Origin of the sequence: Henriciella aquimarina, assembly GCF_002088975.1 — a bacterium.
Taxonomy (GTDB): domain Bacteria; phylum Pseudomonadota; class Alphaproteobacteria; order Caulobacterales; family Hyphomonadaceae; genus Henriciella; species Henriciella aquimarina.
The window spans coordinates 89,102-116,054 of sequence record NZ_NCST01000062.1 but is presented as its reverse complement, the minus strand read 5'-3'; the positions used below and the strand labels follow the sequence as shown (position 1 = coordinate 116,054).

23 protein-coding genes are annotated in these 26,953 nt (G+C 65.1%); 3 read left to right on the top strand and 20 right to left on the bottom strand.

Going from position 1 to position 26,953, the window contains the following annotated elements; translation table 11 throughout:
* Window positions 1–5: 5 nt before the first annotated feature.
* Genes ligA through B8784_RS10205 form a run of 3 tightly spaced genes read right to left on the bottom strand, consistent with a single transcriptional unit; the run spans window position 6 to window position 4,665 of the window.
* A complete protein-coding gene (gene ligA, locus B8784_RS10215; protein ID WP_084397866.1) occupies window positions 6–2,111 on the bottom strand; it encodes an NAD-dependent DNA ligase LigA in 2,106 nt (701 codons plus the stop codon).
* Window positions 2,108–3,808 carry a DNA repair protein RecN gene (gene recN / locus B8784_RS10210; RefSeq protein ID WP_084397865.1) on the bottom strand — a complete coding sequence of 567 codons (1,701 nt, stop codon included), beginning with the start codon at window positions 3,806–3,808 and terminating at the stop codon, window positions 2,108–2,110. The genes ligA and recN overlap by 4 nt, the downstream gene beginning before the upstream one ends.
* A 53-nt stretch (window positions 3,809–3,861) precedes the next feature.
* Window positions 3,862–4,665 (bottom strand): outer membrane protein assembly factor BamD, encoded by an 804-nt coding sequence (locus tag B8784_RS10205; RefSeq protein ID WP_084397864.1) that lies wholly within the window; start codon window positions 4,663–4,665, stop codon window positions 3,862–3,864.
* 183 nt (window positions 4,666–4,848) lie between these two features.
* Between B8784_RS10205 and B8784_RS10200 the strand changes: the two genes are divergently transcribed.
* Window positions 4,849–5,298, top strand: a complete 450-nt coding sequence (locus tag B8784_RS10200; protein WP_084397863.1) for a helix-turn-helix domain-containing protein — start codon at window positions 4,849–4,851, stop codon at window positions 5,296–5,298.
* Window positions 5,299–5,349: 51 nt separating this feature from the next.
* Here the strand turns inward: B8784_RS10200 and lpxC are convergent, their stop codons facing one another.
* From lpxC to B8784_RS10175, 5 genes are all read right to left on the bottom strand, one after another.
* Window positions 5,350–6,270 carry a UDP-3-O-acyl-N-acetylglucosamine deacetylase gene (gene lpxC / locus B8784_RS10195; RefSeq protein ID WP_084397862.1) on the bottom strand — a complete coding sequence of 307 codons (921 nt, stop codon included), beginning with the start codon at window positions 6,268–6,270 and terminating at the stop codon, window positions 5,350–5,352.
* A 150-nt stretch (window positions 6,271–6,420) separates the two neighbouring features.
* Window positions 6,421–7,851, bottom strand: coding sequence for a cell division protein FtsZ (ftsZ, locus tag B8784_RS10190; RefSeq protein ID WP_084397861.1), 1,431 nt, complete (start codon window positions 7,849–7,851; stop codon window positions 6,421–6,423).
* 91 nt (window positions 7,852–7,942) lie between these two features.
* Window positions 7,943–9,238: a cell division protein FtsA gene (ftsA, locus tag B8784_RS10185; protein WP_084397860.1), complete on the bottom strand. Its 1,296-nt coding sequence runs from the start codon at window positions 9,236–9,238 to the stop codon at window positions 7,943–7,945.
* 1 nt (window position 9,239) lies between these two features.
* On the bottom strand, window positions 9,240–10,112 hold the full coding sequence (locus B8784_RS10180) for a cell division protein FtsQ/DivIB (protein ID WP_084397859.1): 873 nt from the start codon (window positions 10,110–10,112) through the stop codon (window positions 9,240–9,242).
* Window positions 10,100–11,008 carry a D-alanine--D-alanine ligase gene (locus B8784_RS10175; protein WP_084397858.1) on the bottom strand — a complete coding sequence of 303 codons (909 nt, stop codon included), beginning with the start codon at window positions 11,006–11,008 and terminating at the stop codon, window positions 10,100–10,102. The genes B8784_RS10180 and B8784_RS10175 overlap by 13 nt, the downstream gene beginning before the upstream one ends.
* A 145-nt stretch (window positions 11,009–11,153) precedes the next feature.
* On the opposite strand from B8784_RS10175, the gene B8784_RS10170 reads away from it, so the two are divergent.
* Window positions 11,154–12,017, top strand: a complete 864-nt coding sequence (locus tag B8784_RS10170; RefSeq protein ID WP_084397857.1) for a formate/nitrite transporter family protein — start codon at window positions 11,154–11,156, stop codon at window positions 12,015–12,017.
* A 9-nt stretch (window positions 12,018–12,026) separates the two neighbouring features.
* Here the strand turns inward: B8784_RS10170 and murB are convergent, their stop codons facing one another.
* Window positions 12,027–12,977, bottom strand: a complete 951-nt coding sequence (gene murB / locus B8784_RS10165; protein ID WP_084397856.1) for a UDP-N-acetylmuramate dehydrogenase — start codon at window positions 12,975–12,977, stop codon at window positions 12,027–12,029.
* Between the two features lie 249 nt (window positions 12,978–13,226).
* Complete coding sequence (murC, locus tag B8784_RS10160; protein WP_143435411.1) at window positions 13,227–14,684, bottom strand: UDP-N-acetylmuramate--L-alanine ligase; 1,458 nt, start codon at window positions 14,682–14,684, stop codon at window positions 13,227–13,229.
* A 165-nt stretch (window positions 14,685–14,849) separates the two neighbouring features.
* On the opposite strand from murC, the gene B8784_RS10155 reads away from it, so the two are divergent.
* Window positions 14,850–15,335: a DUF3291 domain-containing protein gene (locus tag B8784_RS10155; protein WP_084397854.1), complete on the top strand. Its 486-nt coding sequence runs from the start codon at window positions 14,850–14,852 to the stop codon at window positions 15,333–15,335.
* Here B8784_RS10155 and B8784_RS10150 read toward each other — a convergent pair.
* Genes B8784_RS10150 through B8784_RS10105 form a run of 10 tightly spaced genes read right to left on the bottom strand, consistent with a single transcriptional unit; the run spans window position 15,332 to window position 26,595 of the window.
* Window positions 15,332–16,435, bottom strand: a complete 1,104-nt coding sequence (locus B8784_RS10150; protein ID WP_084397853.1) for a UDP-N-acetylglucosamine--N-acetylmuramyl-(pentapeptide) pyrophosphoryl-undecaprenol N-acetylglucosamine transferase — start codon at window positions 16,433–16,435, stop codon at window positions 15,332–15,334. The genes B8784_RS10155 and B8784_RS10150 overlap by 4 nt on opposite strands.
* On the bottom strand, window positions 16,428–17,585 hold the full coding sequence (gene ftsW, locus B8784_RS10145) for a putative lipid II flippase FtsW (RefSeq protein WP_084397852.1): 1,158 nt from the start codon (window positions 17,583–17,585) through the stop codon (window positions 16,428–16,430). The genes B8784_RS10150 and ftsW overlap by 8 nt, the downstream gene beginning before the upstream one ends.
* Window positions 17,582–19,006 carry a UDP-N-acetylmuramoyl-L-alanine--D-glutamate ligase gene (gene murD / locus B8784_RS10140; RefSeq protein ID WP_084397851.1) on the bottom strand — a complete coding sequence of 475 codons (1,425 nt, stop codon included), beginning with the start codon at window positions 19,004–19,006 and terminating at the stop codon, window positions 17,582–17,584. The genes ftsW and murD overlap by 4 nt, the downstream gene beginning before the upstream one ends.
* 10 nt (window positions 19,007–19,016) lie before the next feature.
* Entirely contained in the window at window positions 19,017–20,210 is a 1,194-nt protein-coding gene (mraY, locus tag B8784_RS10135) for a phospho-N-acetylmuramoyl-pentapeptide-transferase (protein WP_084397850.1), read from the bottom strand.
* The gene (locus B8784_RS10130) at window positions 20,200–21,690 is read right to left on the bottom strand and encodes a UDP-N-acetylmuramoyl-tripeptide--D-alanyl-D-alanine ligase (RefSeq protein ID WP_084397849.1); all 1,491 of its coding nucleotides are present in this window, start codon (window positions 21,688–21,690) and stop codon (window positions 20,200–20,202) included. Before B8784_RS10130 ends, mraY begins: the two co-directional genes overlap by 11 nt.
* The gene (locus tag B8784_RS10125; protein ID WP_084397848.1) at window positions 21,687–23,123 is read right to left on the bottom strand and encodes a UDP-N-acetylmuramoyl-L-alanyl-D-glutamate--2,6-diaminopimelate ligase; all 1,437 of its coding nucleotides are present in this window, start codon (window positions 23,121–23,123) and stop codon (window positions 21,687–21,689) included. Before B8784_RS10125 ends, B8784_RS10130 begins: the two co-directional genes overlap by 4 nt.
* A complete protein-coding gene (locus B8784_RS10120) occupies window positions 23,120–24,775 on the bottom strand; it encodes a peptidoglycan D,D-transpeptidase FtsI family protein (RefSeq protein WP_084397847.1) in 1,656 nt (551 codons plus the stop codon). Before B8784_RS10120 ends, B8784_RS10125 begins: the two co-directional genes overlap by 4 nt.
* The gene (ftsL, locus tag B8784_RS10115) at window positions 24,768–25,112 is read right to left on the bottom strand and encodes a cell division protein FtsL (protein WP_084397846.1); all 345 of its coding nucleotides are present in this window, start codon (window positions 25,110–25,112) and stop codon (window positions 24,768–24,770) included. The genes B8784_RS10120 and ftsL overlap by 8 nt, the downstream gene beginning before the upstream one ends.
* Window positions 25,109–26,101 carry a 16S rRNA (cytosine(1402)-N(4))-methyltransferase RsmH gene (rsmH, locus tag B8784_RS10110; protein ID WP_084397845.1) on the bottom strand — a complete coding sequence of 331 codons (993 nt, stop codon included), beginning with the start codon at window positions 26,099–26,101 and terminating at the stop codon, window positions 25,109–25,111. The genes ftsL and rsmH overlap by 4 nt, the downstream gene beginning before the upstream one ends.
* On the bottom strand, window positions 26,101–26,595 hold the full coding sequence (locus B8784_RS10105; RefSeq protein WP_084397844.1) for a division/cell wall cluster transcriptional repressor MraZ: 495 nt from the start codon (window positions 26,593–26,595) through the stop codon (window positions 26,101–26,103). Before B8784_RS10105 ends, rsmH begins: the two co-directional genes overlap by 1 nt.
* Window positions 26,596–26,953: the final 358 nt, after the last annotated feature.

The following is a 26,953-nucleotide window of genomic DNA, read 5'->3' as shown; positions in this document are numbered from 1 at the left end:
GGAACCTAAAGCCCCGCCAGCTCCAGCCAGTCATCCTCGCTCATCACCTGGAGCCCGAGTTCCTCGGCCTTTTTGAGCTTGGAGCCCGCGCCCGGCCCGGCGACGACAATGTCGGTCTTCTTCGAGACCGAGCCGGACACCTTGGCGCCAAGCGCGGTGGCCCGCGACTTCGCCTCGTCGCGCGTCATCTTTTCGAGCGTGCCGGTAAAGACGATGGTCTTGCCGGCCACAGGACTGTCGCTGGCCGCGGCTTCGGCGTCCTCCACCTCGACCTCGGCGAGCAGATCGGTCAGCATCTCCTGATTGTGCGGCTCGGCGGCGAAATCCTTCAGGCTGTTGACCGCCGTCTGGCCGACGCCATCGATGGAGAGAAGATCAGCCTCGGCGCTGTCGTCGCCCTCGGACGCCTTCTTCACCGTGTCCCAGAAGCTCTCCCATTTCAGAAAGCTGCGTGCGAAGAGGCCCGACGTCGTCTCGCCGACATGGCGGATGCCGAGGCCATTGAGGAAGCGCTGGAAAGGCGGGGTGCGGCGCGCATCGATGGAGGCAAAGAGGTTGCGCGCCGAGGTCTCGCCAAAGCCTTCCCACTCGCTGAGCGGCGGCAGGCCGGCCGCCTCGATCCGGTCGGCCAGGCGGAAAATGTCCTGCGGGCCCTTCACCACGCCGTGGCCGTAGAACAGCTCGATCTGTTTGGCGCCAAGACCATCGATGTCGAGCGCCTTGCGGGAGACGAAATGTTTCAGTCTTTCAACGGCCTGGGCCGGACAGGTGAGACCGCCTGTGCAGCGGCGGCGGACATCGGCTTCGCCCTTGTCATCGACCTCACGCACGGCGGCCGAGCCACATTCGGGGCATTCCTCCGGCATCTCGAACGGCGGGGCGCGATTGGCCTCGTGGGCATCGACCACGCCGAGCACTTGCGGGATGACATCGCCGGCGCGCTGGATCTCGACCATGTCGCCGGGGCGCACATCGAGGCGGGCGATCTCGTCTTCATTGTGCAGCGTCGCATTGGAGACGACGACGCCGCCGACGGTCACCGGCGTGAGGCGCGCGACCGGCGTCAGCGTGCCGGTACGCCCGACCTGGATCTCGATGGCTTCGAGCCTGGTGACGGCGCGTTCGGCGGGGAATTTGTGGGCGATGGCCCAGCGCGGGAAGCGGCTGACAAAGCCGAGCCTCTCCTGCCAGTCCAGCCGGTCGACCTTGTAGACGACCCCGTCAATATCATAGCCGAGCATGGCGCGACGCTCGGCCATGTCGCGATAGGCCTCCAGCAGGCCGTCGACGGTGTCGTGCGGCTTGAAGAGTTCATTGGTGACAAAGCCCCACGCATCGATCGTTTCGATGGCTTCGGTCTGGGTCTTTGCGAAGGACTCCGAAACTTCGCCCCAGGCATAGGCGAAGAAGCGTAGCGGGCGCGACTTCGTGATCGCCACGTCGAGCTGGCGGAGACTGCCGGCGGCAGCGTTGCGGGGATTGGCGAAAATTTTCTTGCCGGCCTCTTCCTGGGAGGCGTTGAGTGCCTCGAAAGCCTCACCGGTCATATAGACCTCGCCGCGGATCTCGATCCTGCCCGGCCAGCTCTTGCCTTTCAGCGCGTCGGGGATATCCTCGATGGTGCGGGCATTCGCGGTGACATCCTCGCCGACCTGGCCATTGCCGCGCGTGGCGGCGCGTACGAATTGGCCATCCTCATAGGTGAGGCTGAGCGACAGGCCGTCGATCTTCGGCTCGGCGGTGATGGTGAGCGTCTCATCGTCCGAGAGCCCAAGATAGCGCCGGATACGGGCGGCGAATTCGGCGACGTCCTCGTCGGAAAACGCATTGTCGAGCGAGAGCATGGGCACGCCATGCGTGACCTTGCTGAAGGCTTCGGAGACCTCCGCGCCGACGCGTTCGCTCGGGCTGTCCTTGCGTTTGAGATGCGGGAAGCGCGCCTCGATCTCGGCATTGCGGGCGCGCAGCGCATCATAATCGGCATCGCTGAGATGCGGATCGTCTTCCTTGTAATAGGCCGCGTCAGCGAGCTTGATCTCGGTCGCCAGCCTTGCCAGTTCCCGCCGGGCATCTGCTTCGGAGAGATCCTCGACGGGAACCGGCTTGCTCATACATCCTCCAGCAATCGCGTGGCGGCTGCCCGCGCCTCCTCGGTGACCCGCGCGCCGGACAGCATCCGTGCAATTTCTTCATGTCGCTCGCCAGCATCTAGACCGCTCAGGCGCGTCTCGCCAAGCCCGTTTGCGCCATCTGCAGCCTTCGAGACCAGCCATTGGTGCGAAGCCGATGCGGCAACCTGTGGACTGTGGGTGATGGCAAAGACCTGGCGGGTGGATGCCAGCCGGGCGAGGCGTTCGCCAATCGCTGCGGCCACCGCCCCGCCAACGCCCTGGTCGGCCTCGTCGAAGACCATGACCGGGGCCCGCGAGGTTTCCGCCAGCACGCATTGCAGGGCGAGCGAGAAGCGCGCGAGTTCGCCGCCCGACGCGATCTGGCGCAGCGGCCCGAAGCCCGCGCCGGGATTGGTCTCGACCTCGAATTCGACGCGTTCCAGCCCATACGCGCCGGACGCCTCCTCGCCGATCTCTTCCAGGCGCACCTGAACGCGCGTGCGCTCCAGCTTGAGGGGTTTCAGCTCCCCCTCGACCCCGGCTTCCAGACGCCGGGCAGCTGTCTGGCGCGCCTCGGTGAGACGCCCGGCGGCCCCGCGCCACTGGGCGGCTGCGGCGGTTTCTTCCGAACGTGCCTTCTCGATGGAGCCTTCCGGGGCCTCCGACAGGGCAAGCTTCTCGGCAGTCTCGTCCAGCAGGGCCGGCAAGCCATCCGGCTCGACGCCGTATTTGCGCGCGGCATTCTTGAGCGCGAACAGGCGCTGTTCGGCCTTTTCCAGCGCGTCCGGATCGTGGACGGCCTCATGGCCGAGCGCATCGAGCGCACTGCTCGCCTCGCCGATCTCGATCAGTGCGCGGTCGAGCGCTTCGGCCGCCGCCTTTGCCGCGCGCGAGAGCGGACCGTCATGGGCCTCGATCCCGTCAATGCGTAGCACGCGTTCGGCTGCCCGGCTGGCGCGCGAGAGACACGATTCGATTTCGCCTTCCTCGAAAGCCTGGGCCGCCTCGCTGACCGATTCGGCGATCTTCTCCGACTGCATCAGCAGCGTGCGTTCGGCCGCCAGCGTCTCGGCCTCGCCGGGCTGGGGGCCAAGCGTTTCGAGCTCTTCATGCATGGCGAGCAAATAAGCATGGTCGCGACCGGCCTGTTCGAGGTCTTCCTCGAGGCGCACGCGCACCTCGCGCTTGTCCTGATAGGCCTTCCAGGCGGCAGCACAGGCCTCCAGCAGACTTTCATTGCCGGCATAGGCGTCGAGCAGCTCCCGGTGGCGGGCCGCCCGCATCAGCGTCGAGGCGGAATGCTGGCCGTGGATTTCCACGATCGTCTCGCCCAGCGAGGCGAGCAGGCCGGCATTGGTCGGCTGGTCGTTGATGAAGGCGCGCGCCGGGCCGTTGGCCTGGATGACGCGCTTCAGGGTGAGCGTCTCGAAGGGAGACGCCTCGATCCCCTGCTCGGCCAGGACCGCCCAGCCCGGATGATCCGGCGGCAGGGAGAACTCCGCCAGCACAACGGCCTGCTCGGCGCCCTTGCGGACATATTTCCGGCTGGCCTGCCCGCCAAGCGCAAGGCCCAGCGCATCGAGGATGATGGATTTGCCCGCACCGGTCTCGCCAGTCAGGGCGGTGAAGCCGTCGGACGACTCAATATCGAGCCGGTCGATCAGCAAAAAGGAACGTATGGAGAGCGCACAGATCATGCGTTCTCATACCATCGGAACAAAAAGAGAACAAGCCTCTTGTGGACAGCGCCCTATTCGACGGACGCCGTGCTGGTGCGCGCCTGCTCGCCAATGCCCTGACGGTCCAGAAGCCTGTAGGCGTCCTTGTACCACTCATTCTCAGGATAATTGTAGCCGAGCACGGAGGCCGACGCGATGGCCTGGTCGAACAGGCCGAGCGACAGATAGCACTCCACCATGCGATACAGCGCCTCGGGCGTGTGGCTGGTCGTGTCATACTCGTCGATGACGGTCTTGAAGCGGTTCACCGCGGCGAGATGCTGGTTACGGCGCAGATACCAGCGCCCGATGGCCATTTCCTTGCCGGCCAGCTGGTCGCGGACCATGTCGATCTTGATCTCGGCGTCGCGGGCATAATCGGTGTCGGGATAGCGCCGGGTCACGTCCTGCAGGGCGGCCAGCGCGTTTTCGGTGCTCTTCTGGTCGCGGCCGACATCGACGATCTGCTGGAAGTAGCTGAGCGCGATCAGGTAATAGGCATAGGCTGCGCCCTGCCCGGCCGGATTGAGCGAGAGATAGCGCTGCGAGGTCGAGATGGCATCGTCATAGCGGCGCGAACGGAAGGAGGCATAGGCCGACATCATCGTCGCCCGGCGGGCCCATTCCGAGTAGGGGTGCTGGCGCTCGACCTCGTTGAACAGCTCGATGGCGCTGACATAGTCGCGCTGGTCGATCTCTTCGGCGGCGGCATTGTAGAGGGCTTCGACGGGCCGCTCGACATAGGCGAGGTCACGCGCCCGCCGGTTCGAGTTGCAGGCTGCCAGCAGGAGGACGGCGCTCGCAATTGTCAGGCTAGTCTTCAGCTTAAACGTCATGGTCGGGTCCGAATTGGGTCATCAACGCCCCGCACTTTGACCGGGAGCGCCCTGATGTAAAGACCAGGATACAGGAACTTCCCGTCATGTTGCTTGTTTGAAATGTGAGGGCGGACTAGTTTCCCCCTTGGAAGTACGCCGAAACCGGGGATTACTGGCGCCCGTGCAGGAAGGCGAAAGACAATGCAAGAGAAGGACGAGAGCGGCTTTACGGCCACCGAGGTTGATACGATTGTCGGTGAGCGCATCCGCCGCCGGCGTATCCTGACAGGGCTGACCCAGGACCAGCTGGGCGAAGCGCTGGGTGTATCCTATCAGCAAATCCAGAAATACGAGACCGGCTCGAATCGCGTGAGCGCCGGACGGCTCTATCTGCTGTCCCAGACGCTCGACGTATCGCCAGCCTGGTTTTTCGACGGACTGGATGATGAGACCGAGCCTGAGAGCGATGACGACATGCTGTCTTCCTCGCGTCTGGCCATAGAGTGTGTGCGCAACATGTCGCGCATCAAGGACGAGAAGGTCCGCTCGGCCATTCTCACCATGATCCGCACGCTTGCAGAATCGGATTCGCCGGATACGGCGATCATTGCCGGCTCGCTGAGCGATGCAGGACAAAGGCCGGACAGCTAAGGCCAGGCCTTTCCCTTCTTTGACTTTCCGCAGAAATGTCCCTCGCCGCGTCTAGCGGCTGAGGGCTGTTGCCCGTGTCTGGGCCAGGCTTTCCAGCTCGTCGGTTTCCCAGCACCAGGCCGACGGCGTCTCGAGCAGGGCACGCACGAGCTTGTTGTTGAGTGCATGGCCCGGCTGGCGGGCTTCATAGACGCCCGCAATCGGCGCGCCGGCGAGCATCAGGTCGCCCACGGCATCGAGGATCTTGTGCCGGATGAACTCGTCGCCCGAGCGCAGGCCTTCGGGATTGACGACCTTGTCGCCATCGAGAACGACCGCATTTTCAAGCGACCCGCCGCGGGCAAGCCCCATGGCCTGAAGTTTCTCCACGTCCTGGGCAAAGCCGAAGGTACGCGCAAAGGCGATGTCGCGCGCGAACATGCCCGGCAGGAGCCTGAGCGACATCTGCTGCGTGCCGATGGCGCGGCTCTCGAATTCGATGCGGGCATGGATGGACAGGTAATCGTCAGCCGAGGGCGCCAGCCGCGCGGTCTTCACGCCGTCGCCGACCTCGACGGTGTCGAGGATACGGATACGGCGGCGCAGCGCGCCCTGGCGGCGCAGACCGGCCGAGAGCAGCAGCTCGCAATAGACCGCCGAGGAGCCGTCCATGATCGGCACTTCCGGGCCGTCGATCTCGATGATGAGATTGTCCACGCCGACACCGGCGCAAGCGGCCAGCAGGTGTTCGACCGTCGCGACGGTGACACCGGCCTCGTTGCGCAGCGTCGTGCCGAGCTGAACCTCGCTGACACGGTCGCCACGGGCCACGATGACATTGTCGCGGTCGGTGATGTCGCTGCGGCGGAAGCGGATGCCCGTGCCCGGCTGGGCCGGCTTCATGACGATCCGCGCGCGCTCACCGCTGTGAACGCCGACGCCCGCACACACGACCGGGCAGTTGATGGTCTGCTGAAACTGTACGCTACTCATGGGATACGCACCCTTTGGCTTACCCTGCTTAGAAAGGGAGTCGCGGGAGAACTTCAAAACAAGGAATGTTTCGCAATATGACAAACAGGGCTCCGATCACCTCAGAGCCCTGTTCTTGAAGGGAATTTATTGTAACAGACGGGGCTGTTTTCAGTGGTTTGCAGACCGTCTCAGGAAGGCCGGAATCTCGAGGTCGGCATCGTCGAACGGGGCCGCATCCGGATGGTCTTCCGGCGAGGAGACGATCTTCTCCGGCAGGTCGACATCATCTTCGTCATTGTCGCCCTGAGCGGTGCCCTTGCGCCAGCCGAAAAGGTTCGCGAACCCCGCCCCGCCATGATCGTCTTCCGACTTGGCGGCCGGCTTCGGCTTGCTGCGTCCGAAGGCCTGGTCGGCAGAGACCTGCTCATCGCCTTCCTGACGCTCCATATGGGCGGGCGGAAGCTGGCGGCCACGGAAGTCCGGGCGCGGATCGGTCTCGAACATGTCTTCCTGGTCGCTCTCAGGCTCGGCCTTGGTCTCGCTGACGACCACTTTCGGGCGTTCGGCCGGCTCGGAAACCTCTTCGGTTTCAGGGGTAGCGACCTCGACCGGCTTGGCCATCTCGACGGTTTCCTCGGTATGGATCCCGAGCGCCTGGCCGGCCTCGAGACCGGCGGCAACCACGGAGACCCGCAGGCGGCCTTCAAGCTCGGCGTCGAAGGTCGAGCCGAGAATGATGTTCGCGTCCGGATCCACCTCGCGGCGGATCTCGTTGGCCGCTTCATCCAGCTCGAACAGCGTCATGTCATAGCCGCCGGTGATGTTGATGAGCACGCCCTTGGCGCCCTTCATCGAGACATCGTCGAGCAGCGGATTGTCGATGGCGGCGCGGGCGGCTTCGAGCGCGCGCTCCTCGCCCTCGCCTTCGCCCATGCCCATCATGGCAGAGCCCATGCCCTTCATGATGGTGCGCACGTCGGCGAAATCGAGATTGATCAGGCCCGGCATGACCATGAGGTCGGTGATGCCGCGCACGCCGGAATAGAGCACGTCGTCGGCCATGCGGAAGGCTTCGGCGAAGGTCGTGCGCTCATTGGCGACGCGGAAAAGGTTCTGGTTCGGCACGACAATCATCGTGTCGACGGCGGTGCGCATCCGGTCGAGACCGCCTTCGGCGATCGCCATGCGGCGTCCGCCTTCAAAGCTGAACGGCTTGGTTACGACGCCAACGGTCAGGATGCCCTTGTCATGCGCGGCCTTGGCAATGATCGGCGCAGCGCCTGTGCCCGTCCCGCCGCCAAGCCCGGCAGCGATGAAGACCATGTGTGCGCCTTCGAGATAGGCGTTGATATCCTCGATGGACTCTTCGGCAGCCGCCGCCCCGACATCGGGACGCGCCCCTGCGCCCAGGCCGGAGGTGGTTTCCAGGCCGAGCTGGATGCGGTTCTGGGTGGTCGCCCGCTCAAGCGCCTGCGCGTCCGTGTTGGCGACGACGAACTCGACCCCCTGGAGCTTGGCTTCGATCATGTTGTCGACAGCGTTTCCGCCAGCACCACCGACACCAAACACGACAATCCGGGGCTTGAGTTCCTGAGTCATTCTGGTCTGCCTTTGCAAGTCTACATACGGGGCTTCAGGCAACAAACTGACCGTCTCAGACTAAAAGACAGTTAAGTCAGGCCTACGCGGCTCAAAAATTTTCACTGAGCCAGCGAAAGATCCGATTCAGAAGTCCGCCCTTGCCCGGCACTCCTCCACTGTCGGACGCGCTGCCAGCCTTCGCCACGTCCGTGAATCCCCTGAACTCGTAGGATAACAGACCTGCGGCTGTGGAAAAGACGGGATTGGCATGCGATTCGCCCAAAATGTCGGCTTCCACAGGCTTTCCGAGGCGAACGGGCTGATTCAGCTGCCGCGCGGCGATGTCGCGGACGCCCGGGAGCAGGCTTCCGCCGCCTGTCAGTACGGTGCGTCTCGGCATGATTCGTCTGAGGTCGCTGCCGGAAATCATCTTCGCGGCATATTCGAAGGTTTCCTCGATGCGCGGCTCAATGATGGCGGCAAGATCGCCGCGGGCCATCTTGCTGGCATTGAGCCGGCCATCGTCGCCAAGGCGGGCGGCCTCGATGCGTTCGGCCATGCCCGCGCTCTTGGTGTCGGCATTGCCATAGACCGTCTTCAGGCGCTCGGCAGCGGCAAAGGTGGTGCCGATGCCCTGGGCGATATCGGAGGTGACCTTCGCCCCGCCTGCCGGAACGAGGCCGAGCCAGGCCGGCGCGCCGTTGATGAAGGCGCAGGCAGACGTCACACCAGAGCCCATATCGATGCAGATGGCGCCATTCTCGATTTCATCGTCGATCAGCGCGCCGGCCCCGCTGGCCACGGCTGACGGGATGATGCGGTCGACATGCAAGTGCGCGCGGCCAACGCATTCGACGAGGTTGCGCACCAGCGATTTCGGCGCGGTGATCACGGAAATAAGCACGCGCAGCTTGTCGCCGATCATGCCGGCCGGATCCTTGATGCCTTCCTGGTCGTCGAGTTGATAGACGACCGGATGGGCCGAGAGCACTTCAAGCTGTTTCGGATTGACCTTGCCGAGCGCGACGGCGTGCAGCTTCTTCATGTCCTTGCGCGTGATCTCGCGCCCGCCAATGTCCATGGCGGCGGTGACGAAATCGCAGGTCACTTTCGGCCCGGTGATGCCGAGCACGACCTGCTCGATGCGTTCCCCAGCCTGGCGTTCGGCGTCTTCCACGGCGAGGCGGATGGAGCGTTCCAGCGCTTCCATGTCCTTGATCGAGCCGCCATTGAAGCCGCGGCTCTGCTGGCGCCCGCCGCCAAGGAAAGTGAAGCCGGCCTTCGAGGACGGATCGTACCGCCCGATCAGGCAGGTAATCTTGGATGAGCCGATATCCAGCGACGCAATCGCATTGCCGATGCGAGCGGCTTTGGCGGGCTTCAGTCTTGCGTCTGCTCTGGCCATTCTAGCTATCCGCCGGCGCACTGCCCGCGCCAACGCTCCTTGTCGGTTTCAGATAGGTCTTTCCCGGCACGCGCAGGTCGATGCGGTCGACGGCGCGCGATGTCAGTTTCTCTGACTGGTCGAGCTCCGCCAGCGCCACGGCGGCGCGGTCGATGCGCGCGTCCGAAGGCAGCTGGATGGTCATGCCTGACTTCAATTTGAGATCCCAGCGGCGCTGCGAGACGCGCTGGGCATAGGACACCTTGCCGGCGAGATCGTGATGACGGGCAAAGGCGCGCATCAGGGCCGGCGTGCCATCGGGCGCGGCCTTTCCGGCAATGCGCAGCAGCCTGGCATGATCCTTCGGATCGGCAGCCGTCATGATCCGGCCGAGACTGTCGACCACTTTCCATTCCTCGCCATTGTGCCAGAGCGCGACCGGCTCGGCGGGCGAGGCATGGACCAGGATCTGGTTCGGCCAGAGACGGTAAACGCGCGCATCGGTGACTTGTCCGGTCGCCATGATGCGGCGGCGAATGGCATGCGGATTGGCGCGGAACATGTTGTCGCCATGCTCGATCTCGGTGAAACGCTCGACCATGCCGGCCAGCTGGCGGTCGGTTTCCAGCCCGACGACCTTCACGTCGGCCACGCCAAAGCCGAGCGCGCCGGCCGTGCCGTCAATCGCGCCGCCGAACCGGTCGCCGATCTTGGCGAGCGAGCCGCCCATCAGGGCCGCACCCGTGACGATCACGGCAAACACCATGACCAGGCCGAAGACCACCGATGAGGCCTCGACGCGATCATATTCCGGCTCGGGCGGGGGCGGCGGCGCCTTGCGCCGGCTGCGGCCCTTGCCGGTCTGCTGGGTCTGTCTGCCTCTTACCTGCGGCATGAAGCGTCCTCGATCATCCACGCGACGAGGTCCTCGAAGGTCATGCCCGTATGGGCGGCCTGTTCGGGGACAAGCGAGGTCGGCGTCATGCCTGGCTGGGTATTTGTTTCCAGTATCACGAGCCGGTCCTTTTCCTCGTCAAAACGAAAATCCGACCGCGACACACCCCGGCAGCCCAGGGCTTCATGTGCCTTGAGCGCGGCCTCCAGAGCCTGTTTCGCTACGGACTCCGGAACGTCTGCCGGCACCTCGTGACGCGATCCGCCAGCTGCATATTTTGCATCAAAATCGTAAAACTCCCTTAACGTTGTGATCTCGGTGACAGCCAGCGGCCTGTCGCCGATCACGGCAACGGTGAGTTCGCGCCCGGGGATGTATTCCTCGGCCATGAGATTGTCGCCATAGTGCCACTCCTCCGACAGCACGATCTGGGACGGGCCATTGCTCTGCTCGCGCACGAAAACCACCCCGAAGCTCGAGCCTTCATTGACCGGCTTGATGACATAGGGCGGCGCCAGCGGATGGGCGCGGGCAGCCTCTTCGCGGGTGACGGCGACATCCTTCGCCACATCGAGCCCGGCCTGGACATAGACCGCCTTGGACTTGCGCTTGTCCATGGCGATGGCCGACGCGGTGACGCCGGAATGGGTGTATGGAATGTCGAGAATCTCGAAGAGGCCCTGCACGCAGCCATCCTCGCCCCAGGGCCCGTGCAGGCCGTTGAGGATCACATCGGGCTTTGCTTCCGCGATCTGGCGGGCAAGGTCACGGGTCGCATCGATGCCGACCGCGTCATAACCGGCTGCCTTCGCCGCGCGCAGCATCTGCTCGCCCGACGAGATGGACACCTCCCGCTCCGACGACCAGCCACCATAAACGACCGCGACACGCTTCATGTCTTCCTCCAGAATTGTCTCAGGGCCCCAAACCGGCCCCGGACTTAACCAATCATGGTGAGGGCGAGAAATTAAGGCAGTCCTTCCGGACACTGCACACGCGGAATGAAATGAACATTGCCGCGCGCCCGGCGTTGAGACCCTCATGTCAGGTACGGTCCAGAAATCCCCGGAACACGCAGAAGAAGACCAGATTACCGAGGAGGAACGCTTTGAAGCCGCGCGGCTGACCAAGCTGAAATCCCGGATGGTCTATGAGGTTATCCGCCAGGAGGGCCGCTCGGAGCTCTCGCGCCCGCAATCCTCCATCTGGTGGTCGGGCATCGCCGCGGGCATCAGCATCTCGATATCGCTCGCCATGGAAGCCATGCTGCGCACCGGCCTGCCGGACCGGGAGTGGCGCCCCCTGATCGAGAATTTCGGGTATGCCTCCGGCTTCCTCATCGTGATGCTCGGGCGCATGCAGCTGTTTACCGAGAACACGCTGACCGTTGTCCTGCCAACACTGGCAGACCCGTGCAAGCGCACCATTCTCGGCACGGCGCGGCTGTGGAGCACGGTCTTCCTTGCCAATATGATCGGCACGGCGGTGGCGGCTGCCTTCTTCGTTTATGGCGGCGCCCTGCAGCCCGAGGTCAAGCAGGCCGCTGTCGAAATCGGCCACCATGTCGCCGGCTGGACGGCCTGGGAGACCTTCCTGAAAGCCATGCCGGCGGGCTTCCTCGTGGCCGCGCTGGTCTGGATCCGGCCCGGTTCGGAAGGCAATGAGTTCTGGGTGATCGTCTTCTTCACCTACCTCATCGCGCTTGGCGATTTCGCCCACGTTGTGGTGGGCGCGACGGAGCTGTTCCTGGTCGGGTTCGAAGGCGATCAGAGCTTTCTGAAACTGATCGGGGTCAATCTGCTGCCGACCCTGATGGGCAACATTATCGGCGGGGCCGGCCTCTTCGCCATGCTGGCCTGGGGACAGGTCCATGCCGAAGTGCAGGAGCCGGAGAAGTCGCGCTGAACCGGGCGCCTATTCGGGCGCTTTCAGTCGCCCGATGCGGCGGATCTCCCAGCGCAAATCGACGCCGGTGACATCCAGGACGCGGGCGCGCACGAGCTCCCCCAACGCCTCGATATCGGCGGCGCTCGCCTCGCCGGTATTGATCAGGAAGTTGCAGTGCTTCTCGCTGACCTGCGCGCCGCCCACTTTCAGGCCCCGGCAGCCGGCCGCATCGACCAGCTTCCAGCTTGAGCGCTGGTTGGGCGTGCCGGGCGGATCGGGATTGGCGAAAGTGGAGCCTCCGGTCTTTTCGCGGATCGGCTGGGTTTCGGCGCGGCGCAGCTGATGCTCGGCGATCTCCTGGTCCAGTGCGGCCGGATCGCCATCGCCCGAGCCTGTCAGCAGGATGCCGGTGACGATGATGTCGTCCGGGAAATTGGAATGGCGGTAGGAGAAGTCGATCTTCGGATCGCCATATTGCGCGATCTCGGCTTCGAAACGCACTTTCTCGCCGGACCGGGTGATGCCCTCGATCTGGTTGGCGACGTCCTTCAGCTCGCGGCCATAACAGCCGGCATTGGTGCGCACCGCACCGCCCACCGAGCCCGGAATGCCGGAGAAGAAGGAGAGCCCGGCAATGCCTTCCTTCGCGGCGGTCTTCGCAACCGCCAGGTCGAGCGCCCCGGCGCGGGCAAAGAGCGAATGCGGCCCGGCCGGCTCGACCTTGCCCCAGTATCCGCCCATCAGCCGGATGGTGACGCCCTCGATCCCGCCATCACGGATGATCGAGTTCGAGGCCACGCCCATGAAATGGACCGGCACCTCTTCGGGCAACGCCTTCAGGAAGTCGGCCAGGTCGTCCTCATCCTTCGGCAGGAAGAGCACATCGGCCGGCCCGCCGACCCGGAACCACGTATAGGGCGCGAGCGCCTGGTCGCGTAGCAGCTTGCCACGCACGGGTGGGAGATTATCACGCCACATGGCAGACCCTTTCCGGATTGGCTGTCCCACGGCTTGTCCGTGGGATCCATCTCATGCATGGGCGTCTTGCTGCACCGGCATGAGATGGGCACCACGGACAAGCCGTGGTGAAGCGGGACTGAAACCTTCCGCAAGCCTCATCCTTCGACAGGTTCAGGATGAAGGTCGGGAGATTCAGGATGAGAGACGCGCTTGCCTGCCATCCGTCTCTTGGAAAGACCTCATGCTGAGCTTGTCGAAGCATGGGCCTCACGCCCCGAATTTCCCGGCGAGCGCATTGGCATGGGCGGTGATGTCGCCCGCGCCGAGGCAGACGATCAGGTCGCCCGGCTGCACGATCTCGCGGATGACATCCGGCAGCTCATCCAGCGATGAGAGCGTGCGCGCATCCTTGTGGCCATGCGCGGTGATGCTGTCGACGAGTTCGGTGTGCGTCGCGCCTTCGATCGGGTCTTCGCCAGCGGCATAGACCGGCGCGATGAGGGCGATGTCGGCCTCGCGGAAGCATTGCGAGAAGTCCTCGAACAGGTCGTGGAGGCGCGAATAGCGGTGCGGCTGGGCGACCGCGATGACGCGGTTCTGGCCCTGCATGGCACGCGCGGCTTTCAGCACGGCGGAAATCTCGACCGGGTGGTGGCCATAGTCATCGATAACGCGCACGCGGCCATCCGGCCCGGCGCCTTCGGGCACCCATTCGCCAGCCGGGGTAAAGCGGCGCTTCACCCCGCCAAAGGTCTCGAAGCTGTGCTTGATCTGCTCGACGGTGGCGCCGAGTTCGAGGGCGACGGTGATCGCGGCCAGCGCATTGGCGACATTGTGATCGCCCGCCATGGGCAGGCGCACACCGGTAATCGTCCGGTCCTCGCGGCCCTGCCGGCCACGGACCATGACGTCGAAGGTCACCCCGTCCGGATCGGACTGCAGGTTCACCGCGCGCACATCGGACTGGCGGTTGAAGCCGTAAGTGATGATGCGCCGGTCGGAGACGCGGCTGACCATGGCGGAAACTTCCGGATGGTCGGTGCAGAGCACGCCGAAACCATAGAAGGGAATATTGCCGACATAGGTGTCGAACGCCTTCCTCAGCGCCTCCATGGAGCCGTAATGCTCCATGTGTTCGGGGTCCATATTGGTGACGATGGCAATGGTCGGGCGCAGCTTGATGAAGGTGCCGTCGCTTTCATCGGCTTCCAGCACGATCCAGTCGCCCGTGCCGGCCTTGGCGTTGGAGCCATAGGCGTTGATGATCCCGCCATTGATGACGGTGGGGTCGATGCCGGCGCCGTCAAGCAGCGCGGCGACCATGGTGGTCGTGGTCGTCTTGCCATGGGTGCCCGCGCAGGCGACCGTCCACTTCATGCGGATGATCTCGGCCAGCATGTCGGCGCGACGCACCACCGGAATGCCCCGGGCGCGCGCGGCCTGCACCTCGACATTGTCGCCTTTGATGGCAGACGAAATGATCACCGCCCCGGCACCGGCGACATTCTCGGGCTTGTGACCGATATGGACAGTGGCGCCCTTCTCGCGCAAGCGCTCGACATTGGCGCTCTCCTTCACGTCGGAGCCCTGCACCTTGTAGCCGAGATTCATCATGATCTCGGCGATGCCGGACATGCCGATACCACCGATCCCGACAAGGTGGGCCGGGCCGATATCGAAGGGAGAAGGTTTCAGGGTCATGTGCGCGGTGTCTTCAAAAGGCATGGGTGAGATCTCCTCGCGATAGCGTGCACTGCCCGGCCTAGGCAAGGACCGGATGCTGAGCATGGCGGCAGGAGGGCATTTTCAGGGCATATAACGCGTCTTTCACTTGCAATGGGCCGCGCTTCCATAAGGTTACCCTGAGGAAACGCACTGAAAGGCCCGCCCATGACCATGCACCTTGCCGAGCTGAATGTCGGCCGCCTCATCGCTCCGCCGGGTGACCCGCGGGTCAAGGACTTCATGGACAATCTCGACCTCATCAACGGGCTGGGCAAACGCATGCCGGGCTTTGTCTGGATGATGGAGGGCTCGGGCGAGCCGGGCACCGGCAACACCGAAACCAAGATCGGCGGCGACCCGCAGCTCGTCTCCAACCTCACCGTCTGGAAGGACGTCAAAAGCCTCGAACGCTTCGTCTGGGGCACCATCCACAAACGTTTCTATGAGCGCCGGGCCGACTGGTTCGAGGTGCTGGGCGAGATGCATTTCGTCATGTGGTGGGTGCCCGAAGGCCATCAGCCGACGCTGGAGGACGCGCTGGCACGGCTGGAGATGCGCCGCCAGCATGGCGACAGCGAAGAGGCGTTCGGCTGGGACTGGCTGAAGGACGCCGAGATGCACATCAGTCATGCCTGCCGCTCGGCGGCCTAGCGTTTCGCCACCTGTTCGGCGAGATCGGCCAGGTCGCTCGCCGCTGTCACCGTGCCCGTCACCCGTGCGAGCGCGGCCCGGTTCTTCAACTCGCCGGCATCGCCCAGACGCGCGGCGATCAGCTCCCCCAGCAGGTTCGGATAGAGATTGTCCTCGACAATCATGTCGGCGGCACCCGCCTCGACCAGCGCCTCGGCATTGGCTTCCTGGTGATTGTCCATCGCGATCTTGAGCGGGATGAGGATGGAGGGCCGGCCCACCGCGGCTATCTCGCTGACGGTGCCGGCACCCGAGCGCGCAATGATGAGATGGGCGGCGGCCAGCCGGTCGGGCATGTCGGAGAAGAAGGGTTTCAGCTCGTGGCGGAGCTGGACCTTGTCATAGACCGCGCGCACCTGATCCATCTGCTCCTCGCGCACCTGCTGGACGACTTTCAGCCGCGCGCGCAGCGTCGGGGGCGTGTGGTTCGCAATCGCCAGCGGCAGGATGTCGCCGAGGATCTTCGCGCCCTGGCTGCCGCCGGTGATGAAGATGGTCAGCTCGCCATCGGTCGGCGGATAGGGCACCTCGCGCTTGGCGGCGACGGCAGACCGCACCGGATTGCCGACGGCATGGTGTACCGCCCCGCCCGGCAGACGGTCGAGCCGCTCGAAGCCGGAGGCGACGATGGCCGCCTTGCCCGCAAAGCGCCGGTTCACCCGGCCGAGCACGGCGTTCTGTTCATGGATCAGGATCGGCACCTTGCGGCGCGTCGCGGCACTGAGCGCCGGAAAGGCCGGATAGCCGCCAAAGCCGGCCACCAGCGCGGGCTGCAGCCGTTTCATGGTGCGCGCGGCGGAATTGATGCCGCCCCAGATTTTCAGTGCCGCGCCGGGCAACGTCCAGGGCTTGCGCATGTTGGGGCTGGCGGCGCGGACCTCTTCCTTCCAGTCGGCGGGAAAGTCCCCGGCATAGCGCAGGCCGCGCGCATCGCTCATCAGGCCGACAGCCCAGCCGCGCGCGCGCATCTCGTCGGCAAAGGCCGCCGCCGGAAACATGTGTCCGCCGGTGCCCCCTGCCCCGATGATGACGAGCGGTTTGTCTGTCTCGCTCTCAGCCATGCTCACTCCAGGCCGCTGCTGTGCTCTGACGCCGAATTAGCGCCAGGGCGAGGCCCAGAGTCAACGCGATCCCCAACATCGAGGAGCCTCCATAGGAAATGAAGGGCAAGGTCATGCCCTTCGGCGGGATGAGGCTCACATTCACCGCGATATTGATGGCAGCCTGAAGGCCGAAAAGGGCAAAGAGTCCGGCCGCTGCCGAGCGCGGATACGGGTCACGCACCCGCGAGGCACCGCGCAGGCCGCGCCAGCAGATGAAGCCGTAAAGCGCGATGAGTGCGAGCGCGGCGATATAGCCGAACTCCTCGCCCAGCACGGCATAGATGAAGTCGGTATGGGCATCCGGCAGGTGCGTCTTCACCGTCCCCTCGCCCGGCCCGGCGCCGAGAAAGCCGCCGCGCGCAATCGCTTCGGATGCCTTGTCGATCTGGTAGGTGTCATAGTCGGACGGGTTGATGAAGCTGTTCACCCGGTGGCGCACATGCGGCAGCAGCCCGTAGAGCGCGACCGACAGGCCGAGCCCGCCACCGAAGAACATGGCCGCCCAGCGCCAGGGCAGGCCCGAGACGAAGAAAGTCACGATGAAGGCGGCTGTCAGCAGCGCCGACTGGCCGACATCCGGCTGCAGCAGGAGCAGGCCGAGCGTGACGACATAGAAGACCAGCGCGACGACCGCCCACGGCCCGCCGGGATAGAGCTGGCGCTGGGCGAGCAGCCAGCCCGCCATGACGACGAGTGCCGGCTTGGCGAACTCGGACGGTTGCAGCGTGAAGCCGCCAAGCTCGATCCAGCGCTGCGCGCCCTTGGCCTCGTGGCCGATAATCAGGATGGCGGCCAGCATCACGAAAGAGCCGCAGAAGACGACCGCCGAAATCCGCCGCACCCAGACGCGGTCGAGCATGCTGGTGCCAACCATCAGGACAAGCGCGGCGCCGGCGAAGACGACATGGCGTTTGACGAAATAGAAGGCGTCGGTGAGGTCGAGCCGTTCAGCCGCCGGCGGACCGGCCGCCAGAGACAGCATCAGGCCCAGGCCCAACAGCATGGTCGAGGCGGCCAGGATCTGCCAGTCGACGCTGCGGCGCCATTCGGTAACATGCGAGCCATCGGCCCGGGGCAGGATGAGGCTGTCGCCCATCTGCACGCTCATGCCGATTCCTTGATCTTCACGAGCGAGTTGCCGCCAAGGTCCTCGACGATATCGCGGAAGGCGTCGCCGCGTGCTTCGAAATCCTTGTACTGGTCGAAGCTCGCACAGGCCGGCGACAGGAGCACAACCGGATTGGCCTCACCGGAGGCGCGCGCATCCTCATAGGCCGCCGAGACGGCATTCTCGAGCGTGCCGCACTTCTCATAGACGGCCTTGCCATCCAGCGTGCGGGCGAAGGCGTCGGCGGCGTCCCCGATGAGATAGGCCTTGGCGACATGATCGAAATAGGGCGCGAGCGGGCCAATCCCTTCGGCCTTCGGGACGCCGCCGGCGATCCAGTAGACCTTGGGATAGGCGCGCAGCGCCTGTTCGGCGGCTTGGGCATTGGTCGCCTTGGAATCGTTGACGAAGCGCACACCGTCGATCTCGCCGACCTGCTCCATGCGGTGGGCGAGACCCGGGAAGCTGAGGATGGCGGCGAAGATCCGGCCCGGCTCGAGCCCGAGCGCGCGGCAGGCGGCATAGGCAGCCGCCGCATTCTGGAAATTGTGCCGGCCGGGCAGCGTGGCGGCATCGGCAAGATCGCCGACCCGGATCGCATTGCCGAGCAGGCTGTCATAGAGCTTGCCGTTCACCGCGCTGATGCCGCGGCCAAGCGCAAACTCCGACGAGACCTGGCTGACGCGCACGCCGCCGCGGGTCGCGAGATCCATGGCGAGCGTCTGGGTGATGGTGTCGTCGACCGCGATGACGGCGGTGTCGCCCGGCTGCTGGTTCAGGAAGATGCGGCGCTTGGCATCGATATAGCCCTTCATCCCGCCATGCCGGTCGAGATGGTCCGGCGAGATGTTGAGCAGGACCGAGACGTCGCAATGCAGGCTTTTCACCAGGTCGAGCTGGTAGGAGGAGAGCTCCAGCACATAGACGGCATTGGCATGCAGCGGCGCCATGTCGAGCACGCCCTTGCCGATATTGCCGCCGACGCGGGCATCCATGCCGCACTCTTTCAGGATATGGCCGATCAGCGCGGTCGTGGTCGACTTTCCGTTCGTGCCGGTGACACCGATCACCTTGGGCCGGCCGCGCTCGGGCAGCGACTGCACGGCGCGCGCGAACAGCTCCATGTCGCCGACCACCGGCACATTGGTCATCTGCGCGAGGCGGACCAGGCGGTGCGGCTGCGGGAAGCGGTAGGGGATGCCCGGCGAGAGGACGAGCGCGGCAAAGCTCTGCCAGTCGCGCTTGTTGAGATCCGACAGCGGGATCCCGGCGGCTTCGGCCTTGGCCCGGGTCTCTTCATTGTCGTCCCAGGCATGCACGCGCGCATTGCCGGCCCTGAGCGCCTTTGCGGCGGCCAGCCCGGTGCGGCCCAGTCCGAAGACTGCCACATCGCGTCCTGCATACTCGGTAATCGGGATCATGGGTTCGGCCTCACCTCAGCTTCAGCGTTGCGAGGCCCGCAAGGGCGAACAGAACGGACAGGATCCAGAAGCGGACCACGACCCGGGTTTCGGGCCAGTTCTTCTTCTGGAAATGGTGGTGCAGCGGCGCCATCAGGAAGATGCGCTTGCCGGTGCCGGTGAGCTTCCGGGTGATCTTGAACCAGGAGACCTGCATCATCACCGACAGCGCTTCCAGCACGAACAGGCCGCCAATGATGGCGAGCGCGAATTCGTGCTTCACCGCCACGGCGACAACGCCGATCAGCCCGCCCAGGCCGAGCGAGCCGGTGTCGCCCATGAAGACCTTGGCCGGATAGGCGTTGAACCAGAGAAAGCCCATGCCCGCCCCGATCATCGAGCCGAGCAGGACACCCATTTCCCCGGCGCCCGGCGTGAACTGGATGCCGAGATAGTCGGAGAAGATGAAGTTGCCGGTGAGATAGGCGATCAGGGCATAGGAGGCGCCGGCGAACATCATCGGCACGATGGCGAGGCCGTCGAGGCCATCGGTGAAGTTCACCGCATTGGCCGCACCGACGATGACGATCATCGCAAAGACGATGAAGAGCCCGCCCAGCGGGACGAAATAGTCGTTGACGAAAGGCACCGCGACGCCGCCGGAGAAGCTTTGATCGTTCGGCTCGACGGTGGTTTCCGGCGCAATCGCGGCAATGGCCTGCGCGACATCGTTGAGCGGCCCCCACTCGGCATGGCCGAGCGGCGTGTTCGCGCCGTGCAGGCCCATTATGAAGGCGCCGGCAAGCGCGGCCACGACAAACTCGACCAGCAGGCGCACCTTGGCCGAGACGCCGGCATCGTCCTGCTTGGTGACTTTCGCATAGTCATCGAGGAAACCGAGGAAGGCGTAGGAGACGCTGACGAAGAGGACCGTCCAGATATAGGGGTTGCCCAAATCGGCCCAGAGCAGCGTGGCGACGATCAGGCCGATCCAGATGAGCAGGCCGCCCATGGTCGGCGTACCCTGCTTGGAGAGCTGGGCTTCGAGCGAGAGATCGCGGATCGGCTGGCCCTTGCCCTGGCGGGCACGCAGCTGCGTGATCACCCAGTCGCCGACGAGAACGGAGAAGAGGAACGCGGTGACGACCGCACCGCCGGTGCGGAACGTCGTGTAGTTGAAAAGACGGAATAATCCGTCGTCTGATGCCAGCAGCTCATACAGCATCCATACCCCCTGCAGCCCCTTCTGGACCGCGATCCATCACTTGCCCGTCAGCGGCCACACTCCATTGGCGCAGCCTGTCTGCGAGCAAACCCATCCCGGATGCATTCGAGCCTTTGATCAAGAGGAGATCGCCGTTGGTTAATGAGTTTTTAACAACCGAATCCAGCTCTTTTGCGTTGACCGCCCAATGCGTCTCGATTCTCGTCTCAAGAGAATCGGCCAGCGGCTTCATCCCCTCTCCCGCGAAGAAGGCAACACTCGCGCCCGAGGCCAGGACCGGCTCGGCCAGGCCCTTGTGCTCTGCCTCTGACGTTGAGCCGACCTCAAGCATTTCGCCCAGGGCCACGATGTGGCGCCGGCCTTTCCGGCTCGCAAAACTGGCAAGCGCCGCGCGCATCGATTCGGGGTTGGCATTGTAGGCGTCATCGACCAGCAGGATCCGCCCGCCTTGCGGCAGCTCGAGAACTTCAGCAGCGCCCCGGCCCGGCGGCGGCGTATAGCCCGACAGGTCGAGCGCGGCCTGGTAAAGATCGAGCGGCGCGTTCAGACGAGCCGCCAGCAGCGCGCAGGCGACATTGTCGGCCCAGTGGGCGCCAACGGCATGGATCTCGACATCGAGCTGGCAGGTCAGCGTGTCGAGCCCGATCCGGCTCATGCCGCCCACGCTCTCGTAGGACTCGATCACCGACCAGCCGTCGAGATTGCCAAGCCCGGTCTCCCGGTCCCAGGTCTCGCGCCATCCAAACAGCGCAATCGGCGCGTCGGGCTTCAACTCGCGGATGCGCTTGGCGAGCACGGGCAGCATCGGATCGGCCTTGGGCAGGACCATGATGCCATCCGGCTCGACCAGCCCGGCGGCGATGTCGGCCTTTTCGCGCGCCACGCCCTCGATGGAGCCGAGGCCCTCAAGGTGGGCGGGCGCGATCTTGGTGATCACGGCGACATGCGGCTGGACCATGTGCGAGCGCGGCGCGATCTCGCCCGGCGTCGACATGCCGATCTCGAAGACGGCGAATTCGGTCTCGGCGGGCATGCGGGCGAGCGTCAGCGGCACGCCCCAATGATTGTTGAAGCTCTTGACCGACCAGTGCGCCTTGCCCTGTCCGCGATGGATGCGCGCGATCATCTCTTTCACGCTGGTCTTGCCGACCGAGCCGGTGACGGCGATGCGCACGGCGTCCTTTGCCCGCTCACGGGCATAGCGGCCCATGGCTTCCAGTGCCGCCATCACATCCTCGACAATGATGAGCGCCCCTGGAACGCCCTTGATCTCGCGGCTGACCAGCGCGGCACTGGCGCCAGCTTCAAAGGCGCTCGGCACGAATTCGTGGCCGTCGCGGATATCCTTCAGCGCGACGAACAGGTCACCCTTTTCCAGCGAGCGGGTATCGATGGACACGCCGGTCGCTTCGAAGGCGCCGGTGACGCGCCCGCCCGTGGCGTCGGCGATCTCCTCGGAGGTCCAGAGCGGGCGGCTCATGCGTTCACCCCCTCCAGTGCGGCCTGGGCGGTCTCCTGGTCGGAGAACGGGATGACGGTGGAGCCGACGATCTGGCCGGTCTCGTGGCCCTTGCCCGCGATCAGCAGCGTGTCGCCGGCGCGCAAATCGGCCACCGCCTTGCGGATCGCCTCGCCACGGTCGCCGATCTCGATGCCGTTCGGCACCGCTTCAAGGATCGCCTTGCGAATGCTGGCAGGATCTTCCGAACGCGGATTGTCGTCGGTGACGATCACGAGATCGGCATGCTTGGCGGCCACCTCGCCCATGAGCGGACGCTTCTTGCGGTCGCGGTCGCCACCGGCGCCAAAGATGACGACGAGCTTGCCTGCCGTGTGCGGGCGCGCCGCCCGGATCAGCACGTCGAGGCCGTCGGGCGTATGGGCATAGTCGACAAAGACCCCGGCCCCGTCTTTCGTCTCGCCGACATATTCAAGCCGGCCCTTCACAGGCTGCAGCGCGGCCATGCCCTCGCAGACATCCGCCAGCGACGTGCCGAGCGAAAGGGCGAGCCCGGCGGCGGTCAGCGCGTTCAGCGCCTGGAACTCGCCGATCAGCGGCAGCTCGACCTCGACTTCTTCGCCGCGCCATTTGAGGAAGAGTTTCTGCCCCGTCGCGCGCGGCATCAGTTCGCAGATCTTCAGGTCCTCGCCGCGCCAGCCGACGGAGACCGGCTTGAGCCCGGCGGCCCTGGCGGCCTCCTCGAACGCCCCGCGTTCATTGCTGTCGGCATTGACGATAGCCGGCGCGCCTTCCGGCATCAGCTCGCTGAAGAGCCGAAGCTTGGCGGCGCGGTACTCGTCCATGTCGTGGTGATAGTCGAGATGGTCCTGCGTCAGATTGGTGAAGGCGCAAGCGGCGAGCTTCACCGCATCGAGGCGGTATTGCGCCAGGCCATGCGAGGAGGCTTCCATCGCGCAATGTGTGACGCCCTGCCCGGCCAGCGTTGCGAGCGTCTCGTGGATGGCGACCGGGTCCGGCGTGGTGTGGCCGAGATCGATATGGCCCTGCGGCCCGATGGCACCGAGCGTGCCCATGGAGGCCGCGCCGAGCCCGGCGCTCTCCCAGATCTGGCGCAGAAAATCGACCGTCGAGCTTTTGCCGTTGGTGCCAGTGACGGCGACGACGGTTTCCGGCTGGCGCGCGAAGAAGGCCGCCGAGGCGACCGCCAGGGCGAGACGCGGCTCGTCGACCTCGATGGCGGTGATGGTGCCCGTGTCCGGCAGGTCCTTGCCGAGAATGGCGACCGCGCCATTGGCAATCGCTTGCGGGATATAGTCCCGGCCATCGGCGGTCACGCCTTGCAGGGCGGCAAAGACAAAGCCGGGCTTGATCTTGCGGCTGTCGGCCGAGAGGCCCGTCACTTCGGTGACGGCATCGACATCGTGTCCGGGGAACAGGGCGGTCAGTTTCATAGCGAGCTCCTTCTCTCAGAGACGGAGCGGACCATCGGCGCCTGCCGACCCCGGCCCAGATCCTCGAATTTCGGCTCGACACCCAGCATGGGCGCAATGCGTTCGATCACCCGGCCAGCCGTCGGCGCAGCATTCCAGGCTGCCGTGCGTCCGCGGCCCTCTCCTTCTTTGGGATCATCGAGCACGATCAATACGACATAATCAGGGCTGTCAGCCGGGAAGATTGCAGCAAAGGAGGCCATGTTCGCATCGTCGGAATAGCCGCCCGGCACAGGCTTTTCGGCGGTGCCCGTCTTGCCCGCGACGCGGTAACCGGCGACAGCAGCATGCTCGCCCGTGCCGGTGAGCACGGTTTCGCGCAGCATCTGCGTCACCAGCGCGGCGGTCGGCGCGGAGATCACACGGCGCGAGCGCTGGCGCTTGCGGTCCAGAACCAGGGTCGGGTCGACGACTTCGCCGCCATTGGCAAAGACGGAGAAGGCGCTGGCAAAGGCGATGGGCGACACGGCGATGCCGTGGCCATAGCTGACCGTGGCGGAGTGGATGTCATCGAATTGCTGCGGCAGGATCGGCGCGGCGCTGTCAGCGAGCTCGATCGGCGAGCGGTCGAACAGACCGAGATTGGCGAGCATCTCCTGCTGGCGGCGCGCACCAAGCATGATGGAGATTTTCACCGTCCCGATATTGGAGCTTTCCGAAACGATGGTCGACGGCGTGGCCGGCCCGTCGATAGCATGGGTGTCGGTGATGGTACGCCCGGAAATCACGACCGGCTCGCGAACGTCGAAGCGGTCACTCGGGCGGATCGCGCCGGTATCGAGCCCGGCGGCCACCGTGATCGGCTTGAAGACCGAACCCAGTTCAAAGACGGCGCCAGCGGCACGGTTGAGCTTGGCCGGGTCGTTGCGGTCAAGCTCATGGGCGCGGTTCGGATCAACCGGCGGCCAGCTGGCGAGGCCCAGCACTTCGCCATTGCGCGCATTCAGCACGATGCCGGCGGCGCCTTCGGCTTCATACTCGCCGGCAGCGGCGGAAAGCTCGGCCTCCAGCGCGAACTGCACATTGGAATCGACGGTCAGCTTCAGCGGATCGCCACCATCGGCCAGGTCGGTGTCCATGGAGTATTCCACCCCGGAGAGCCCCTGCCCGTCAGTATTAGCATAGCCGAGCAGATGGCCGGCGAGCGTGCCGCGCGGATAGGCCCGGCGGCTTTCCTCGCGAAAGCCCAGCCCCTCCAGACCAAGCTCGAAGACGGCGCGGCGCTGGCGCGGGGTCAGCCCGCGGCGCACCCAGACAAAGGCCCGGTCCCGGTCCGAAAGATCGGCGGTCAGCTCTTCCACGTCGATATCCGGCAGGACGCCGGCGAGCCCGTTGGCAACTTCGGCCGGGTCCCAGATGGCGCGCGGATCGGCAAATAGCGAGTAGACCGCCACGGATGTGGCCAGCAGCTCGCCATGGCGGTCGACAATGTCGGCCCGGCGCACCGGCTCCTCGAAGGCGTGCGAGACCCCGGTGCCGCCTTCCGACCCGGTCATCGCGACGAGACCGGCCTTGGCGGCAATGACAGCAAAGCCGAGGCACATGGCCAGCGAGACGAGCTTGGTGCGCATCGAAGAACCATCGACGGGGCCGGCGAAACGGAACTCATCCATTGTCGGCCTCCTTCCGGTTGCGGCGGGGCTCGCCGGTTTCGTCGCTGATGACAGGCGGGCCGACCAGCTGTTCGAGGTCTTCCGGGCGGGCGAACTGTTCGGCGCGGGCCGGAGCCATGCCGAGCTCCTCGCGGGCATATTCCTCGATCCACTCCTGACGCGAGAGGTGGCTCAGCTCCCCGAGCAGCACCTTGCGCTCCTGGATGGCGTCCTCGATCTCGGCCTCGACGGCGGCGATCTCCTCGGCGCTTTCCTGCGCGCCGTATTTCGCGCGGTAGAGGCTGAAGATCAGCAGGCCGATAATGACCAGCCCGGCGATGAAGGCGCGGCGGCTCATGAGCTGGCCTCCAGACGGGCGAGATCCGGCAGGTCGACACCGGTCGAGACCGGCAGATCCATGGCCGGCGCGGCTGTGCGCACAGCGACGCGCAGCCGCGAGGAGCGGGCGCGCGGGTTCTCGGCAAGCTCTGCCTCTGACGGCTCGATGGCCTTTTTCGAGGGCATGTCGAAGCTTGGGCGCGGGCCATCACCCTTCTGCGGCAGGTGGCGCGATCCGCCGCCCTGCAGGCCGGCGCGTTCGCGCATGAAAAGTTTCACCATCCTGTCCTCCAGCGAATGGAAGGTCACGATGACGAGCCGTCCGCCCTCGCTCAGAAGGTGCTCGGAGGCTTCCAGCGCCCGGGCCAGTTCGCCCAGCTCGTCATTGACGAACATTCTGATCGCCTGGAAGGAGCGGGTGGCCGGATGGGTCTTCGCGCCCCTGCGTCCCCCGAGCACTTCCTCGATCAGGCCTGCAAGATCGAGGGTTGTGGTGAAGGGAGCCTTAAGGCGGCGCTGGACGATGGCGCGCGCGATGCGGCGCGACTGCTTTTCCTCGCCGAGCCGGAAGAAGATGGTGGCGAGATCGCGCTCGTCCATCTGGTTGACGACGTCGGCCGCGCTGGGCCCCGAGCGGCCCATACGCATGACGAGCGGCCCGTCGCGCATGAAGGAGAAGCCGCGCTCGGCCTGGTCTAGCTGGAAGGAAGAGACGCCAAGATCGAGCGTAATGGCGTCGACGCTGGAGAAGCCCGCCTCCTCGACCAGCCGGATCATGTCACTGAAGCGCCCGAGGATCGGGGTCAGGCGTGGCTCTTTCTCGGCGGCGAGGCCGGCGCGTTCGATGGCGTCGAGATCCCGGTCGAGGCCGAGGACCCGGCATTTCGCCGCCGCCAGCAGCGCGCGGGCATAGCCCCCGCCGCCATAGGTGCCGTCGACCAGCACCTCGCCATCCTTCGGCGCCATGGCGGTGACAACCTCATCGAGCAGGACCGGCTTGTGACCCATCACTCACCTCCTGCCCGGTCGAGGCCCGGCAGTCCGCCGGCAGCCATGGCCTGCTGGAAGGGTTCGGCCAGCGCATCCTGGTTTTCCTTGGCGGTCTCGGCCATCTGCGCATCGAAGGCGGCAAAGCGCGACGGCTCCCAGATGTGGAAACGGTCGAAGCCGCCGGCGAAGACCAGCTTCTTCTCGATACCGGCCGCGTCCAGCAGGCCCTGCGGGATCGAGATGCGGCCCGTATCGTCCATCTTCAGGTCAGCCGAGCGGGTGAAGATCGTATGCATGAAGGCGCGGCGGTTCGGATCGTTCGGCGCCATGCGGGCCAGGGTCTGGCGGTAGAGCGCCATCAGCTCGTCGCCGCCGCCCTCGAGGCAGCCCGACCCGTCGATGGCCGGCCACAGGAAAATCCGGTTTCCGCCAGACAGGGCCGCGCGAAAGGGTGCGGGTACCGATACCCGTCCCTTCGCATCAAGCGATGTCTCATAGGTGGAAACAAACACCAGCCGTATCCCTTATGCCCCGTTACCCCATTTCTTGGGATAAGTTCATCAAGAATTGGGATAGCATGGGCAAACTTGGGAACCAATGGGGAAGCAACACGATTCGCTCCCTCCACAAGAGGCCAAAGCAAGAACAGAAGCAGAAAATAGATGAACGCCCTCAATAGGCATGGGGCGTCCAGCGCGTTAATCAATTGAAAAGGCTTTGTTTACAGAGCATTAAGGATAGCGAAGAAAAGCACAGATTTTTTTGCATTCCGGACCATGTCTTGCAGCCCGCTCTGCAGCCCTGCCGCCCCCGTCAGGCAGAAAGTGAAGAAATTGACGGCTTCTCAGGATTTTCGGTGTTAAGGGCTCC